General features: G+C 60.6%; 10 protein-coding genes. 5 read left to right on the plus strand and 5 right to left on the minus strand.

All coding sequences use genetic code 11. The features are described from left to right. Nucleotides 1–144 precede the first annotated feature (144 nt). Nucleotides 145–3,213, plus strand: a complete 3,069-nt coding sequence (locus PFZ56_RS19925; protein WP_170002418.1) for an FAD-binding and (Fe-S)-binding domain-containing protein — start codon at nucleotides 145–147, stop codon at nucleotides 3,211–3,213. On the opposite strand, the gene PFZ56_RS19930 is transcribed toward PFZ56_RS19925, so the two are convergent. The 3 genes from PFZ56_RS19930 to PFZ56_RS19940 form a co-directional block, all read right to left on the minus strand. Beyond that, nucleotides 3,201–4,811, minus strand: a complete 1,611-nt coding sequence (locus tag PFZ56_RS19930) for an amidohydrolase family protein (RefSeq protein ID WP_170002416.1) — start codon at nucleotides 4,809–4,811, stop codon at nucleotides 3,201–3,203. The two genes, PFZ56_RS19925 and PFZ56_RS19930, sit on opposite strands and share 13 nt — an antisense overlap. Before the next feature lie 98 nt (nucleotides 4,812–4,909). Then, nucleotides 4,910–6,139, minus strand: a complete 1,230-nt coding sequence (locus tag PFZ56_RS19935) for an MFS transporter (RefSeq protein ID WP_047304692.1) — start codon at nucleotides 6,137–6,139, stop codon at nucleotides 4,910–4,912. 47 nt (nucleotides 6,140–6,186) lie between these two features. Next, nucleotides 6,187–7,077, minus strand: coding sequence for an amidohydrolase family protein (locus PFZ56_RS19940; RefSeq protein WP_102879582.1), 891 nt, complete (start codon nucleotides 7,075–7,077; stop codon nucleotides 6,187–6,189). Between the two features lie 297 nt (nucleotides 7,078–7,374). Between PFZ56_RS19940 and PFZ56_RS19945 the strand changes: the two genes are divergently transcribed. Together PFZ56_RS19945 and PFZ56_RS19950 are read left to right on the plus strand one after the other, a co-directional pair. Further along, nucleotides 7,375–9,501 carry a TonB-dependent siderophore receptor gene (locus tag PFZ56_RS19945; RefSeq protein ID WP_110595592.1) on the plus strand — a complete coding sequence of 709 codons (2,127 nt, stop codon included), beginning with the start codon at nucleotides 7,375–7,377 and terminating at the stop codon, nucleotides 9,499–9,501. A gap of 121 nt (nucleotides 9,502–9,622) precedes the next feature. Beyond that, nucleotides 9,623–10,372, plus strand: coding sequence for a hypothetical protein (locus PFZ56_RS19950; protein WP_170002414.1), 750 nt, complete (start codon nucleotides 9,623–9,625; stop codon nucleotides 10,370–10,372). Nucleotides 10,373–10,605: 233 nt separating this feature from the next. On the opposite strand, the gene PFZ56_RS19955 is transcribed toward PFZ56_RS19950, so the two are convergent. Next, complete coding sequence (locus PFZ56_RS19955; RefSeq protein WP_102865166.1) at nucleotides 10,606–11,520, minus strand: LysR family transcriptional regulator; 915 nt, start codon at nucleotides 11,518–11,520, stop codon at nucleotides 10,606–10,608. A 269-nt stretch (nucleotides 11,521–11,789) separates the two neighbouring features. Between PFZ56_RS19955 and PFZ56_RS19960 the strand changes: the two genes are divergently transcribed. Together PFZ56_RS19960 and pgm are read left to right on the plus strand one after the other, a co-directional pair. After that, complete coding sequence (locus PFZ56_RS19960) at nucleotides 11,790–12,812, plus strand: zinc-dependent alcohol dehydrogenase family protein (protein ID WP_102879467.1); 1,023 nt, start codon at nucleotides 11,790–11,792, stop codon at nucleotides 12,810–12,812. Nucleotides 12,813–13,064: 252 nt separating this feature from the next. Then, nucleotides 13,065–14,711 carry a phosphoglucomutase (alpha-D-glucose-1,6-bisphosphate-dependent) gene (gene pgm, locus PFZ56_RS19965; protein ID WP_102879466.1) on the plus strand — a complete coding sequence of 549 codons (1,647 nt, stop codon included), beginning with the start codon at nucleotides 13,065–13,067 and terminating at the stop codon, nucleotides 14,709–14,711. Nucleotides 14,712–14,891: 180 nt separating this feature from the next. Here pgm and PFZ56_RS19970 read toward each other — a convergent pair whose 3' ends face one another. Continuing rightward, the gene (locus tag PFZ56_RS19970; protein WP_102879465.1) at nucleotides 14,892–15,587 is read right to left on the minus strand and encodes a pirin family protein; all 696 of its coding nucleotides are present in this window, start codon (nucleotides 15,585–15,587) and stop codon (nucleotides 14,892–14,894) included. Nucleotides 15,588–15,784: the final 197 nt, after the last annotated feature.

Raw genomic sequence — 15,784 nt, forward strand, 5'->3', positions numbered from 1 at the left:
AAAAGCTGCAGGTTTTACGTTTGTGTGAAACGTCTTGGCCCCACAAAATCGTGGGTGCGCCCCTTGCCATGCAGCAGCTGTCGGGGGGAAAGCATACATAACGAGAATGCTCAGATTAGCGGTATCGCCAGTAGGAATTCCAGCATGATTGCCCGGTTGTCTCCCCACGAAGTCAAAAACCCAGCCTGCGAGTTGTTCCTGGCTCGCCTGGAACAGGAAGGTTTCCAGGGAGAAATCGCTCGCGATCATGGGCTCAGGACCGTGCTGGCGACCGACAACTCGATCTATCAGCGCCTGCCGCAAGCCGCGGTGTTTCCGCGCAATGTGCAGGATGTTCAGCTGTTGGCCCGCCTCGTGGCGCTGGCGCCATTCAGCTCGGTGGTACTCACGCCGCGGGGTGGAGGAACCGGCACCAATGGTCAATCGTTGACCAGCGGGATCGTGGTCGACTTGTCGCGCCACATGAACGGCATCCTTGAGATCAACGTCGAGGAGCGCTGGGTGCGGGTGCAAAGCGGCGTGGTCAAAGACCAGCTCAACGCGGCGTTGAAACCCCATGGACTGTTTTTTGCGCCCGAGCTGTCGACGTCGAACCGGGCCACCATCGGCGGCATGATCAACACCGACGCAAGCGGCCAGGGCAGCTGCACCTATGGCAAGACCCGTGATCATGTCCTGGCGCTGTCGACCATTCTCATCGGTGGCGAGCGGCTCGACAGTGCGCCCCTGGAGCCTGATCAGTGGCAGGCACAGGCCCGTCGCGAAGACAAGGTTGGCGCGATCCATCGCTGTGCATCGCAGATCGTGGAGCAATATGCCGAGCTGATCGAACACACCTTTCCCAAGCTGAACCGTTGCCTGACGGGGTACGACCTGGCGCATCTGCAGGAGCCCAACGAGCGACTCAATCTCAACAGTGTCCTGTGCGGCTCAGAAGGCTCGCTGGGTTTCATTGTGGAAGCCACGCTCAATGTGCTGCCTGTCCCCCAGTACTCGATCCTGGTCAATGTGCGGTATGCGGGCTTCATGGATGCGTTGCGCGACGCCAAGGCGTTGATGCAGCTCAAGCCGCTGTCCATCGAGACGGTGGACTCCAAGGTCCTCGGGCTGGCGATGAACGACATCGTCTGGCACGGCGTCGCCGAGTACTTTCCCCAAGACCCCGAGGTGCCGACCCTGGGCATCAACCTGGTTGAATTCAGCGGCGACGACGAGGCGGCCTTGCTGCAACGCGTGGATGAATTTGTCCTGCACCTGCAGCGTGACACCCGCGTGGTGCGATTGGGGCACACCCTGGCCGTCGGCGCCCAGGCCGTGCAGCGGGTCTACGCGATGCGCAAGCGGGCCGTGGGGTTGCTGGGCAATGTCAAAGGCTCCGCCCGGCCCCAGCCGTTCGTCGAAGATACCGCCGTTCCTCCCGAGCACCTGGCTGATTTCATTGCGCAGTTCCGCGAGCTGCTCGATAGCCATGGCCTGGAATATGGCATGTTCGGTCACGTGGACGCCGGGGTCCTGCATGTGCGGCCGATCCTGGACATGAAAGACCCCGCTCAGGCGGCCCTGATCCGGCCCATTTCCGACGCCGTCGCCGAGCTCACGCACAAGCACGGCGGCTTGCTCTGGGGCGAGCATGGCAAAGGCTTGCGGTCGCAATACGTGCCCGACTACTTCGGCGAACTCTATCCGGCTCTACAGGAACTCAAGGCGGCTTTTGATCCGAACAACCAACTCAATCCGGGCAAGATCGCCACGCCCAAGACGCTGCCCGACGCCCGGTTGACCCGGGTGGACGAGGTCCGGTTGCGGGGCGAGCTTGATCGCACCATCGATGAGCGGGTCTGGTCGCACTACGACGCCGCGGTGCATTGCAACGGCAACGGCGCCTGCTACAACTTCGACCCCGATGACGCCATGTGTCCGTCCTGGAAAGGCACCCGCAATAGACTGCACTCGCCCAAGGGGCGCGCGTCGCTGGTGCGTGAGTGGCTGCGCTTGCAGGGCCAGCAAGGTGTCGATGTGCTGGAACTGGCTCTCTCGTCCAGGTCCGCGCTGCTCGGCCTGCCCAGGCGTGCGCTCAATACGCTTGCACGGAAGCTGGGCCAGAAAGACTTTTCCCACGAGGTCTACGAGGCGATGGCCGGGTGCCTCGCCTGCAAGTCCTGTGCGGGGCAGTGCCCGGTGAAAGTCAATGTGCCGGACTTTCGCTCGCGGTTTTTGCAGCTGTACCACAGTCGCTATCTGCGCCCGTTGAAGGATTACCTCATCGGTTCCCTGGAGTACACCATTCCCCACTTCGCCCGCGTGCCGCGCTTGTACAACGGGATCATCGGCTCGCGGATGGTGGGGGCGTTTCTGCGGCGGGTGGCCGGAATGATCGACAGTCCGCTGCTGAGCCTGCTGGATTTTGATGAGGTGTGCCGGCGGTGGAACGTGCGCGTGGCGTCGCCTGCGCTGCTTGAGCGGCTGGACGAGGCGCAACGGGCTCGCAGCGTGATTCTCGTGCAGGACGCCTTTACCCGTTACTTCGAAACACCGCTGCTGGCCGATTGGATCGAACTGATTTCCAGGCTGGGGTTTGAGGTGTACATCGCGCCGTTCGCGGCCAATGGCAAGCCGCTGCAGGTCCAGGGTTTTTTGAGAGCCTTCGAAAAGGCTGCGCATTGCAACGGCCGATCGCTGCGCCAGCTGCACCGATATCAGATTCCATTGGTGGGTCTTGATCCGGCGATGACCCTGGTTTATCGGCAGGAGTACGCCAAGACCCTGGGTCAGGATCAGGCCCCGAGCGTGCTGCTGCCGCAGGAATGGCTGGCCCAGGTACTGGCGCCGTCAGCGCTGGGCGCGGACCAGGAGACTTACCACTTTGTGCCGCACTGCACCGAGAAAACCAACGAGCCGGGCAGCGTGGCGCTGTGGCAGACGATTTTTGCGCGAGTCGGCCTGAAGTTGCAGGTGCAAGCCAGCGGCTGCTGTGGGATGTCCGGAACCTACGGCCACGAAACCCAGAACGCCGGGACCTCGGAGGTCATTTACCGCCAGTCCTGGGGCCCCTTGGTGGCCCGTCTCAATGGGGCCGGGCGCCTGCTGGCGGATGGCTACTCGTGCCGCAGCCAGGTCAAGCGCAAGGACGGGCAGACCGTCCAGCACCCGCTCCAGGCCTTGCTGAAGCTGATGCGCGGCGCCGACCAAGCTGGGCGTCTTCAGAAGCCGTAGAGCTGTGCCGGGTTGTCCACCAGGATCTGCTTGATCAGCGCGTCATCGTTTTCAACCCAGTCGAACAGCATCTCCAGCAGGCTGGCGTCGTTGGGCATCGGCACCGGTATGCACGGATGTGGCCAATCGCTTGCCCACAGCAGCCGGTTCGGATTGGCCTCGATCAACGCCCGGGCGTAGGGTGTTACGTCGTCATAAGGAAAGTCCTTCGACGCGGTAAAGCGATAGGCGCCGGACAGCTTGACCCACACCCGGCCTTCTTGCAGCAGGCGCAGCAGATCGGTGAATCCCGGGTGGCTCAGCCCGCAACTGGTGGGCATGTGCCCCATGTGGTCGATGACGACTGGCACCGGCAGGCTGGCCACGGTTTCGTACAAGTCGGCGAATTCGGTGATATCGATCAGCAACTGAAGGTGCCAGCCAAGGGGTGCGACTTTTTCCGCCAGGGCCGCAACATCCGATACCTCGACGCCACTTTTAAAGATCAGGTTGACGCGCACGCCGCGAACCCCGAGGCGATGCATCGCCTGCAGGGTTTGGCTATGGGTGTCGGTATCGATCACCACAACCCCGCGCAATGCGCTGCCCCCTTGCTTCAGCGCCGCCAGGGTGGTGCTGTTGTCCGCCCCGTAGACACTGGGTTGGACGATGACTGCGCGACTCAACCCCAGGGTTTTCTGGACGTGCTCAAAGGCCTCCAGGGGAGCGGGGGGCGGCGTGTAGGAACGGTGAGGGGAGAACGGTTGCCCATGCTCGTCACCAAAGACGTGGAAGTGGCAGTCGCATGCCCCGTCCGGCAAGGTGCGTTGCAGTTTGCGCGGCTCGGGATCCGGGCCTGCGCATTGCGGGGCGTAGGTTTCGCCCAGCGAACTCATGCGAGTGATTTCCCAGCCTTGCAATCCCCGCAACCCATTGCGCTCGGCGGAGTTGATGATCTGTTGCCAGGTGGCGCGCCTGGCGAGGTCGGGGTCGCCGAGCTTGATCGCGTCAAAGATCGCCTGATGTTCGGCCAGCAGGGTTTCGCCGAGGTCGCTCGAACGCACCAGGCGGTTTTCCAGCAAGGCCGCTTCGTAGACGTGGCTGCAGAGAAAGATGATGAAGTTGCGAAAGTAGTCATTGCCTGTGGCGTCGGCAATGGCGCGCTTGAACTGCAGGCTGTGCTCCAGCATGTCCTGAGGGTTTTGCAGGCCGTCGCGCAGGGTGTCCAGCGCCGCCGCGATCTTGTTCAACTGATTGAGTGAGCGACGTCGGGCGGCCATGGCGGCTGCGGCGACTTCGAGGTCCAGGCGCAGTTCGTAGAGCTGGCGCAGCTTGGTGCTGTCGGTCAGTTCCTCTTGAGTGATGCGGAAGCTGCTCTGGTTGGCTTCGGTGGCAACAAACACCCCAAGCCCTTGGCGACTGATGACGAGGCCAGCCGAACTGAGCCGCGCCACGGCTTCACGCACGACATTTCGGCTAACGGCGAAGGCTTCGGCTAAGCGGCTTTCGGTGGGGATGCGATCACCGGGACGGAGTCGACCTTCACGTATTTCACTTTCCAGATAACGAAAGATCTCAACCGAGAAGTGATCACGTCGGCCAATTGCTTTTATAGTCATTTTTCTCAGTCATCGAATGTCGGTTTCAAAAGCTTGAAACGTAGAACGCCCGCGTAACGAACGATACGCGGGCGTTACTCTAACAAATGATGTCTGGTTCAGTGCAATTGCTTGCCCCTGGTTTCCGGGAGGAAGCAGGTCACCACCAGAACCAGGCAGTAGGCACCTCCGGCGAACATCGCAATCGCGGTGCCCAGGCTGTATTGGGCACTGATGAAACCGACGAGTCCCGGGAACAGTGCGCCCACCGCGCGCCCGAAGTTATAGGAGAACGCCTGGCCGTTGGCCCTCACTGCCGAAGGATAAAGTTCCGTCAGAAAGGCCCCCATGCCGCTGTAGATACCGGATGCGGCGAACCCCAAGGGAAAGCCGAGAATCAGCATCTGGGTGTTGGTCAGGTTCAGTTGCATGTAGCAGATCACGCTGATGGCCGACAGGACGGCGAAGAGGATGAAGTTGGCGCGGCGCCCCAGCCGGTCAGACAGGTAGGCACCGCAGACATAGCCGAAGAATGAACCCAGGATGACCACCAGCAGGTAGCTGCCGGTGCCGAAGACTGACAGGCCCTTCTCCAGCTTCAGATAGGCCGGCAACCATGTGGTGATCGCGTAGTAGCCACCTTGTACCCCCATGCACAGCAGCGCGGACAACAGGGTGGTGCGCAGCAGCGAGGGGGAGAAGATGTGCCAGAAGGCCACCCTGTTGCCTGTTTCGCTCTGGTGCTTTTTGCTCTGCAGGAACACCTCGGGTTCTGGCACGTATTTACGAATGTAGAGCACCAGGAGTGCAGGTGCGATGCCGATCCAGAACAGCGAGCGCCAGGCAAGGTCTTCGGGAAGGTAGCTGAAGGCCACTGTGTAGAGCAGCGCGGCCGCGCCCCAGCCAATGGCCCATCCGCTCTGCACGATACCCACGGCCTTGCCGCGATGTTCCGCTCGGACCATTTCGCCGATCAGCACCGAGCCCACCGCCCACTCGCCGCCGAACCCGAGGCCTTGCAGCGCACGAAGCACAAACAGCTGTTCGAAGTTTTGCGCGAAGCCGATCAGTACGGTGCAGATCGAGAACCACAGAATGCTGATCTGCAGCAGCCGCACCCGACCGTAGCGGTCAGCCAGGATCCCCGCTCCCCATCCGCCAATGGACGAAAACAGCAAGGTCACGGTGCTCAGCAGTCCCACTGATCCCTTGTCGATGTGCCAGAGGGTCATCAAGGAGGCGATGACGAAGGTGAACACCATGAAGTCCAGGGCGTCCAGCGCCCAGCCACCCAATGCGGAATAGAAGGTGCGTTTTTCAACGGTATTAAGTTCGCTAAACCAGCTCATTATTGTTCTCCGTGCAGCACCTTAGTGCCGCTGGGTTATTGTTTTTGTTATTTGAAGTCGTACAGAACGGCGGGGTTATCGACCAGGATGCTCTGTCGTTGGCGCTCATCGGGCGCCCATGAGCGCAAGCGATCCAGTAATGAACCGGTGTCGGGCGTGCTTTCGAGCGCTACGTGGGGCCAGTCGCTGCCCCAAACCATTCGTTCGGGGGCGACGCCCAGCAAGGCATGGGCCAGCGCATCCGTGTCGGCATAGTCCGGATGCCGCTCACTCAGGCGATAAGCGCCCGACAACTTGACCCACCAACCGTGTTCCGCCACGTTTCTCAGCAGCAACTCGAACCCTGGCTCCTTGACGCCCAGGCGGGCCGGGAAGTGTCCGAAGTGATCGATCACCACGGGGCAGGGCAGCCTGGCTATCCGTGCCTGCAGCTCGCTTAACAGCCGGACATCAATCAAAAACTGCAGATGCCAGCCAAGGTCGGCAACTCGATGGGCAAGACGCTCCATCAAGTCCAGATTCACGCCGCCGCGAAACAGCACGTTGATGCGAACTCCACGCACACCCAAGGCGTGCATGTGCGCCAGTTCGTCATCGCCGATTCGTTCGTCGACTACCGCGACGCCCCTCAGTCGATCGTGATGACGTTGCAACACCTCGAGCATGTAGCGGTTATCGGTGCCGTAGACGCTCGGCTGCACCAGAACCCCGCGCTGCATCCCCGTGGCCCGCAACATGTCCAGGTACAGCGCCTCAGGTGCGGGAGGCGGGGTGTAACTGCGCTCGGGTACCAGGGGATAGCGCTCAAAATCAGCACAGATCACATGCGCATGGGTGTCGCATGCACCTGTCGGCAGCACGAAGCTCGGGGCTTGGATCGTTTCTCTCGGGGCGGCACAGGAGGGCGGCCACGCTGTGGCGGATTTGGGGTGAGGCATGGATTTCATCTCCTCGACAGCTCTTCGCACGCCTTGGCGGTTGCAGAGCGGTACTTGTTGGTTGTTGGTTGTAGGTTGTCCAACAAGTGCTGGCATGTTGAATTTTTGCCCTGGCCTTGTCAATGGATGCAGGTGGGGATTTCGCGCGACGCGCTTCGGTGATGGCTAGGGGGGAATAGGGCCTTGGGTACTAATGGGAATTTGTATTAATTGCGAATGGTTTTGTATAGCATGCGCCGGAGTTTTTTGGCGGTTTCACCCCTTGTATTGGCCTATTCGTAAAGGTTTTTTCTCTCCATGCGCCGAACCCTGCTTTCCATTTGTGTGCTGCAAGCGTTGTCGTCTACCTCATGGGCTGAACAAGCGCAGGTAAAGCCCTCAACCCTTGAGTTGGGCACGGCTGATGTCATCGGCACCGAGACTTACGAAAGGGCAGATGGTCCGGTGCAGGGTTATCGCGCAACGCGCTCGGCCAGCGCCACGCGGACCGATACCTCGATCCATGAAACCCCGCAGTCGATCAGTGTGGTCGCCAAGGATGCGGTGGAGGATCTTGGAGCCACGCGTTTGCAGGACGCGCTGGACTACGCCGGGGGCGTGGGGCGGGCGAACAATTTTGGTGGGCAGGGGCTGACCACGTTTACCGTCCGTGGCTTCACCACCGGCGAGTTTTACCGCAACGGTTTTCCCATCAATCGCGGCTATCCGAACATGCCGGATGCCAACACCATTGAACGCCTTGAAGTGCTGCGCGGCCCGGCAACCATGCTGTATGGCCGGGGTGATCCTGGCGGTACTTTCAACGTGGTTTCCAAACAGCCGTTGCCCGAGCGCACGGTCACCCTGGGCAGTCAACTGAACGACCAGGGCATGAGGCGCGGCACGTTGGACGCTTCCGGGCCGCTCGACGAAGACGGGCGCCTGGCCTATCGACTGAACGTCGTGGGCGAGGGTGGCGATACCTTCCGCGATCATGTCGACACCGAGCGCTACGGTGTCACGCCGGTGCTCAGCTGGCAGGTAAGCGACGCGACCAGGCTGATTTTCGAAGGCGATTTCATGCGTAACAACGCGCCTCTGGATCGAGGCGTTACCCGTTACGCGAAGCAGATTGGCAGCGCTTCTCGCGACAGTTTTTTCGGTGAAAAAGACGTTGGCAAACTGCACAACGACAACAACATGGCGCAACTGCGCTTTGAACACCTGCTCAATGACGACTGGACCCTGGGGGGTGGTGTGCAGTGGCTTGAAGGTTCGCTCAAGGGCAACGCGGTCGAGGCCAACGGTATTGCCGCTGACGGCCGCACCTTGGGGCGCAATTTCAACTATCGCAAGCTGGAGTGGACCGACCGGGATGCCCAGCTCAACCTGACCGGCCATTTCGATACCGCCGGTTTGCAGCACACTTTGCTCACCGGTATCGAGTACGAAGACTACGACTACCAGTCGATCATTCAACGCTCCAGTGGTGCTGTCGGTGCGTACCCCATCGACCTCTTCGATCCGCTGTACGGCCAGCCGCGTCCGGCCCTGACCCGCACGCCGACTCATGACAAGGAAAACCTCAAGACTTATGCCGCGTTCGTGCAGGATCAAGTGGCCCTGACCGACAAACTGAAAGTGCTGGCAGGGGCGCGTTTCGAACGCTTCGAACATGACTATGAAACCTATGTACCCGGCGGCAAGAGTTGGCAGGCCAGTGACAACGCGGTCACACCGCGCATTGGCGTGAGCTACGACTTGACCGAGACCTTGGCGCTCTACGCCGATACCGCTCGCTCGTTCAAGCCCAACACCGGCGCCAGCCGGCTCGGCGGCGGGTTTGCGCCGGAGAAGGGCAAGTCTTATGAAATGGGTCTCAAGTGGGAAGCACTGGATCAGCAGTTGAGTGTCGACGCGGCGATCTATCAGATCGAAAAGCGCAACGTCTTGACCGCCGACCCTGTTGACTCGACCTTCAGCGTGGCCGCCGGTGAAGTGCGAAGCCGTGGTTTCGATGTCAACGTTGCCGGCAACCTTACGCCCGAATGGCGCGTGATCGGCGGCTACGCCTATGTCGATGCCGAAGTCACCAAGGACAACGTGCTGCGCTCTGGCACGCGGCTGCTGAACATCCCGAAAAACAGCTTCAGCCTGCTGAATATGTACGAGTTCCAGGACGGCATGCTCAAGGGCCTGGGCCTGGGGAGCGGACTCAGGTACGTCGACGAGCGCGCCGGGCAAACCGCCAATACCGGGTTTTCGATGGGCAGCTACACCGTTGTCGATTTGCTCGGTTTCTACAAGGTCAATGACAAGGTGCGGCTGAATCTGGATCTGAAAAACCTGTTTGACCGTGATTATGAAGAGGGCGCGTTCGGCAACGTTTACGCTTATCCGGGGGCTCCGCGAACGCTGCAGGTCGGCATTGCCTACACCTTGTAGTGGGTGTGTTTTGCTGGCACGGGCCGAGCTTGTTCCGCTGACACGATGGTAATCGTGCCTGTTTGCAATGGGACCTTGTGCCGGTGATACACAGCAACTCCAAAACCAAGAGAGCCTCGAAATGAGTCGACCGTACAATTTCCTTGTCGCCCATCTGAAAAAGGAGGGTTCGGCACAACTGCCTGCCGTCAGCGTCTCTTTAAGGGAATGGTTTGGGCAGTTGGGAGTGGCCATTGAACGCTTCGGTAACAATGCCGGGAAAGTCGTCAAGTTCTCTGAGAAAAATCATCAAAAGAACTTGCTGGCTCCCGATTCCGCAGGAGTAACGCTTTATTCCGAGCGAATCTGGTCAAAGGATGAATGCGACGAATCGATGAACTGTCATGTCAGTGCCGTTTTCCTGCACGACAATGGCTTGCTCTTGAGCGTCGCAGACGAGGTCATGAGTCTCGAGCAACTGATCGAATCGTTCTGGCGCCTGGAGGACTTTGCCGAGCTCTTTGAATATCTGTATGCCTATCAGGAAAGCCAGGGTTACGGAACCGGGTTCGGCTTGGGCTTTTACACCCCGGACGAGTTACACCCTTTGATGTGGGAGGGGCGTAACCAGGTCGGCAAATGGGCAGCGTCCACTCGAAATTCAGTCGATGCTCACTACATCAGGGATGTTTTTGACTTCAATGGGTTCAGTGAGGAAAAACTGAATGCCTTGCCAGCGCAAAAGCAACGCGCACTGGAGTCGGTGATGAATCGGTTCGGTGAGCGTCAGTTGCAAAACGGCTGGAATGTCTGGCGCATGACTGGCGACGATCAGTGCAACGCCAGAAAAGAGCTGATTGCCAGCGATGTGCTCGCCGCCTTCTCTGCATGAGGGCCGAGTGTTGGCATTGATGCGCAATTGCCCCACCTGCTGAGGGCAAGACTGCCCCAACTTGGATAGGTAGATACCGCGCACAGACGGCCTTAGCCTTGAAGGCTGCTTGGGTCAGCGGTTTTTCGGCAGATGGGTCAATTCTTCATCAGCGCCTACAACCCTGGCGCCACACCTTGGATCGCAACACTCATCCAGTAATCGGTGGATGTTGAAGGCGACACTGGTCGATCTCAAAGGCTATCCGGATCCCCAAAAAACATCTGAATCCGCGAACGCAACCAGCGCTCTCCCGGGTCGTTGTCCTGGGAGCCGCGCCAGGCCATGTGCAGCTCGAAGCTGCGCACCGGCAGGGGCGGGTCTTCGGCGCGTACGCCGCCGGCGGCGGTCAGGGCCTCGGCGGTGTAGTCGGGCACGGTGGCGAGGATGTCGGTGCCGGCCAGCAGGGTGCTCAAGCCGTTGAATTGCGGCACAGCGAGCACTACGTGGCGTTTGCGTCCGAGCTTTTCCAGTTCTTCATCGATAAAACCGCTCAGGTCCCCGGCGAACGACACCAGGGCGTGAGGGCGGGCGCAGAAGTCGTCCAGGCTCAGGGCGCCCGGAACGGTGTCGGCACGCAGCAGTTTGGGCAGGCTGCGGCGCAGGACTTTGCGCTTGGCGTTGGCCGGCAGGTCGGCGGTGTAGCTGACGCCGATGGAGATTTCACCGGAGGCCAGCAGCGACGGCATCAACAGGTAGTTGGCCCGGCGCACCACCAGTACGATGCCCGGGGCTTCGGCGCGCAGGCGCTTGAGCAGCATCGGCAGGAGGGCAAACTCCGCGTCGTCGGACAGGCCAATGCGGAACACTGTGGTGCTGGTGGCGGGGTCGAACTCGGCGGCGCGGCTGACGGCGGTGGAGATCGAGTCCAGGGCCGGTGAGAGCAGGGCGAAGATTTCCACGGCCCGGGCCGACGGCTCCATGCTGCGGCCGGTGCGTACAAATAGCGGGTCGTCGAACAAGTTGCGCAGCCGCGACAGCGCGGCACTGATGGCTGGCTGACCGAGAAACAGCTTCTCGGCGGCGCGAGTCACACTGCGTTCGTGCATCAGTGTCTCGAACACAATCAATAGATTCAGGTCGACACGACGCAGGTCATTACGATTCATCTGGAGTCCTGGCAGAGTCAGCGAACTTGACGGGAGCGGCCATATCGGAACAATGGCCGGCGTGAATCTTACGGGTAAAGGCTGGTACTCTGCATCGGCTAAATGTTGTTTGTTTGTGCTCAGGCTGCGGCCCGACACGCTATTCGCCCCGATTTTCAAGGGCACGGAATCAATGACAGACATGTCGACTATTAATAGGCACTGATAGTCTTGCTTTCAAAGCCCGGATAAAGTTCGCGGCATTAGAGGTTAATTTGACGAGGTTTGCGATGTCCCGCACGATTCGTTTTCACAAGTTTGGACCGGCCGAGGTGCTCAAATGCGAAGAGCATGCGGCCTCGTTGCCTGCGCCAGGCGAAGTGCAGGTACGAGTCGAAGCCATCGGTATCAGTTGGTACGACGTGCTCTGGCGGCAGAACCTGGCGTCGTCCCATGCGCGTCTGCCGTCTGGCCTCGGGCATGAAATGGCCGGTGTGGTCACGGCGGTAGGCGAGGGCGTCGACGACCTCGCGGTCGGTGACAAGGTCGCCAGCTTTCCCGCGCAAAGCCCCAATGACTACCCGGTGTATGGCGAGCAGATCGTCCTGCCACGCTCGGCCCTGACCCGTTATCCGGATGTGCTTAGCCCTATCGAAGCCGCGGTGCATTACACGCCGCTGTTGATCGCCTATTTCGCCTACGCTGACCTTGCGCGGGTCAAGCCCGGGCAGTTCGCCCTGGTCACCGATGCCAGCCACTGTGCCGGCCCGTCCTTTGTGCAGTTGGGCAAGGCCCTGGGTGTGCGGGTGATTGCCGCGACCAAGACCGCTGAAGAGCGTGAGTACCTGCTGTCCCTCGGCGCCGAGAAGGTGATTGTCACCGAAGAGCAGGACCTGCTGATGCAGATCAACAAGCTCACCAACAATCGCGGGGTCGATGTGGTGTTCGACGGTCTGGGCGGTCCGCAGATGTCGATGCTCGGTGATGTCCTGGCGCCTCGCGGCAGCCTGGTGTTGTACGGCCTGCAAGGCGGCAACCAGACTCCATTCCCGGCCTGCGCGGCGTTCCAGAAGAACATCCAGTTCTTTGTCCACTGCATCGGCAACTTCACCGGCAAGCCGGAACTGGGGATCATTCAGGATCAGGTTGCGTTGCAGCGTGCGCTGCGCGACATCAACCAGCTGACTGCGGATCGAGTGCTGGTGCCCTTGAAGACCCGAGTCTTCCCCTTCAGCGAGTTTGTCGAGGCGCACCGTTACATGGACGAATGTCCATGTCGCGAACGGGTCGCGCTGCAGGTCGAACCGGCCTGATTCCCCCAACGCCAGGCCAAGCCTGGCGTTTTTGTATCTGTATCTTTGTCGGCCCCGGCTTGTCGGCCAATGGGGCCTGGGCCTCGTGCAAGCCTTGAGGCTGTCTTCCCTGGCAAGCCAGCTCCTTAAGCCAGGCCTGCTTCAGTCAGCTGAGAAAGGCGGGGTTGTTCTGGGATAGATTTCGTCGCGCGGTGGTCAAACTGCCAGTAAACTGCGCTCTATTCCCGAACCATCCTTTTTCAGAGGTTTTGCATGACTCTCAGTCCTTTTGCGGGCAAGCCGGCACCCGTTGAGTTGCTGGTCGATATCCCGCGACTGGTTACGGCGTATTACACCGGTCAGCCCGATGCATCGGTGCCCACCCAGCGCGTGGCTTTCGGCACCTCCGGGCACCGCGGCAGCTCGTTCGATCTGAGTTTCAATGAATGGCATGTCCTGGCCATCAGCCAGGCCATCTGCCTGTACCGCGAAGCCCAGGGCATCACCGGGCCGCTGTTTGTCGGCATCGATACCCACGCACTGTCGACCCCGGCCGGGGCCAGTGCCCTGGAAGTCCTGGCGGCCAACGGTGTGACGGTGATGATTGCTGCCGGTGACGAGTACACCCCGACGCCGGCGGTGTCCCATGCCATCCTCTGCTACAACCGCGGTCGCACTTCGGGCCTGGCGGACGGGATCGTTATCACCCCGTCCCACAACCCGCCACAAAGCGGCGGCTACAAGTACAACCCCACCAATGGCGGCCCGGCCGACACCCACATCACCAAGTGGATCGAAGCCAAGGCCAACGAACTGCTGGCGGCCAAGCTGGCCGGGGTCAAGCGCATCAGCTATGAGCAAGCGCTGAAGGCCGATACCACCCATCGCCACGATTACCTCAACACCTATGTCGCCGACCTGATCAACGTCATCGACCTGGATGCGATCCGCAACGCCAAGCTGCGCCTGGGCGTGGACCCGCTGGGTGGAGCAGGGGTGCGTTACTGGTCGGCGATCGCCGAGCACTACCGCCTTGACCTGGAGGTGGTGAACAAGCAAGTGGACGCCACCTTCCGTTTCATGTCGGTGGACTGGGACGGGCAGATCCGCATGGACCCATCTTCCAGCTACGCCATGCAAGGGCTGATCGGCCTGAAAGAACGCTTTGACGTGGCCTTTGCTTGCGACCCCGATCACGACCGCCACGGCATCGTGACCCCAAGCGGCGGCCTGCTGGCGCCCAACAACTACCTGGCGGTGTCCATCGACTATCTGTTCCAGAACCGTCCGCAATGGCGTGCCGATGCCGCCGTGGGCAAGACCGTGGTCAGCAGTGGCTTGATCGATCGGGTGACGGCACGCCTGGGTCGTCGCCTGTACGAAGTGCCGGTGGGCTTCAAGTGGTTTGCCGATGGCCTGTTCGATGGCTCTCTGGGCTTTGGTGGTGAAGAAAGTGCCGGTGCCTCTTTCCTGCGCAAGGATGGCGGCGTCTGGTGCACCGACAAGGACGGCCTGATCCCGTCGCTGCTGGCCGCTGAAATGACCGCGCGCACCGGCCGTGATCCAAGCCAGGCTTACCGCGCGCTGTGCGATGAACTGGGCGAACCTTTCTCGGTGCGGGTCGATGCCAAGGCCAATCCGCAGCAGAAAGCCTTGCTCAGCAAGCTCTCCCCGCAACAAGTGACCTCGACCCAATTGGCTGGTGAGCCGATCCAGCAGATCCTCAGCCAGGCACCGGGTAACGATCAGGCCATTGGCGGCCTGAAAGTCATGACTGAGAACGGCTGGTTCGCCGCACGCCCGTCTGGCACCGAAGATATCTACAAGATCTACGCTGAAAGCTTCATCGGCGACGACCACCTCAAGCAGCTGGTGCAGGAAGCCCAGACCCTGGTGGACACCGCCATCAGCGGCAACTGATTCACGTAGGAGCCGGCTCGCCGGCGAAAAGGTCCTTGAGACGGACACAGGTCTTGCGGATGCGTTCGCTGGCAAGCCAGCTCCTACGGTGGTTGTTCATTGCACGATCTGTGTAGCCGGCTAGCGGGCAAAAAAAGGGGCGACCAGCATGGGTCGCCCCTTTTTATTTGCCGCTGCGGTTCAAGCCAGGTCTACCAGCACGATTTCGCTGTCTTGCACGGCGCTCACCCGCAGCACCCGCTCATCTTCGATTGCAACACCGTCTCGAGCTTCGGCACGCAAGCCGTTGATCTCGATCACCCCGGTCGCCGGCACCAGATAAGCCCGACGCCCTGCGTCCAGGTGGTACTCGGCGGTTTCCCCGGCCTTCAGGTTGGCCGCCACCAGCCGTGCATCGGCGCGAATACGCAAGCTTTCCTCATCGCCATCCTTGCCGCTGGCCAGGGTCACGAACCCTTCGCGCAACCCCTTGGGAAAAGGCTTGGCGCCCCAAGACGGCGCGGAGCCGGCCTGGTTGGGAATGATCCAGATCTGAAAGATCTTGGTCGGCGTGGCTTCCAGGTTGTATTCGCTGTGGGCGATCCCGGTCCCCGCACTCATCACCTGCACGTCACCGGCTTCGGTGCGTCCCTTGTTGCCCAGGTTGTCCTGGTGGCTGATGGCGCCTTCGCGAACGTAGGTGATGATTTCCATGTCCCGGTGCGGATGCTGGGGGAAGCCGGTGCCGGGAGCGATTACGTCATCGTTCCACACCCGCAGGTTGCCCCAGTGCATGCGCTTGGGGTCATGGTACTCGGCGAAGGAAAAGTGGTGATGGGCATCCAGCCAGCCGTGGTGAGCGCCACCCAGGGAGCTGAAAGGTCTGAGTTCAAGCATGATCGTCTCCTCAAAAGGGCTCGTAATGGCTCGTTGGACCCGGGCCAAAAAACGATAACCGTTGGTTGATGGCGTGCATCTTCCATCAGCTATTGATCGATAAAAAGCGCAAAAAATGCCGTAATCCAATCGTAAAGTTAGATGGTTTTTTTGTCGCAGAGCTGGTGTTAAACCTTCGGTTCATCGCTTAAGTTAAT

The organism is Pseudomonas danubii, assembly GCF_042980055.1.
Classification (GTDB): domain Bacteria; phylum Pseudomonadota; class Gammaproteobacteria; order Pseudomonadales; family Pseudomonadaceae; genus Aquipseudomonas; species Aquipseudomonas danubii.

What these genes read in the sequence shown, in the direction of transcription:
- PFZ56_RS19960 (WP_102879467.1), top strand. Translation starts at nt 11,790, where the DNA reads ATGTCCCGCACGATTCGTTTTCACAAGTTTGGACCGGCCGAGGTGCTC.
- PFZ56_RS19950 (WP_170002414.1), top strand. Translation starts at nt 9,623, where the DNA reads ATGAGTCGACCGTACAATTTCCTTGTCGCCCATCTGAAAAAGGAGGGT.
- pgm (WP_102879466.1), top strand. Translation starts at nt 13,065, where the DNA reads ATGACTCTCAGTCCTTTTGCGGGCAAGCCGGCACCCGTTGAGTTGCTG.
- PFZ56_RS19955 (WP_102865166.1), bottom strand. Translation starts at nt 11,520, where the DNA reads ATGAATCGTAATGACCTGCGTCGTGTCGACCTGAATCTATTGATTGTG.
- PFZ56_RS19935 (WP_047304692.1), bottom strand. Translation starts at nt 6,139, where the DNA reads ATGAGCTGGTTTAGCGAACTTAATACCGTTGAAAAACGCACCTTCTAT.
- PFZ56_RS19970 (WP_102879465.1), bottom strand. Translation starts at nt 15,587, where the DNA reads ATGCTTGAACTCAGACCTTTCAGCTCCCTGGGTGGCGCTCACCACGGC.
- PFZ56_RS19925 (WP_170002418.1), top strand. Translation starts at nt 145, where the DNA reads ATGATTGCCCGGTTGTCTCCCCACGAAGTCAAAAACCCAGCCTGCGAG.
- PFZ56_RS19930 (WP_170002416.1), bottom strand. Translation starts at nt 4,811, where the DNA reads ATGACTATAAAAGCAATTGGCCGACGTGATCACTTCTCGGTTGAGATC.
- PFZ56_RS19940 (WP_102879582.1), bottom strand. Translation starts at nt 7,077, where the DNA reads ATGCCTCACCCCAAATCCGCCACAGCGTGGCCGCCCTCCTGTGCCGCC.
- PFZ56_RS19945 (WP_110595592.1), top strand. Translation starts at nt 7,375, where the DNA reads ATGCGCCGAACCCTGCTTTCCATTTGTGTGCTGCAAGCGTTGTCGTCT.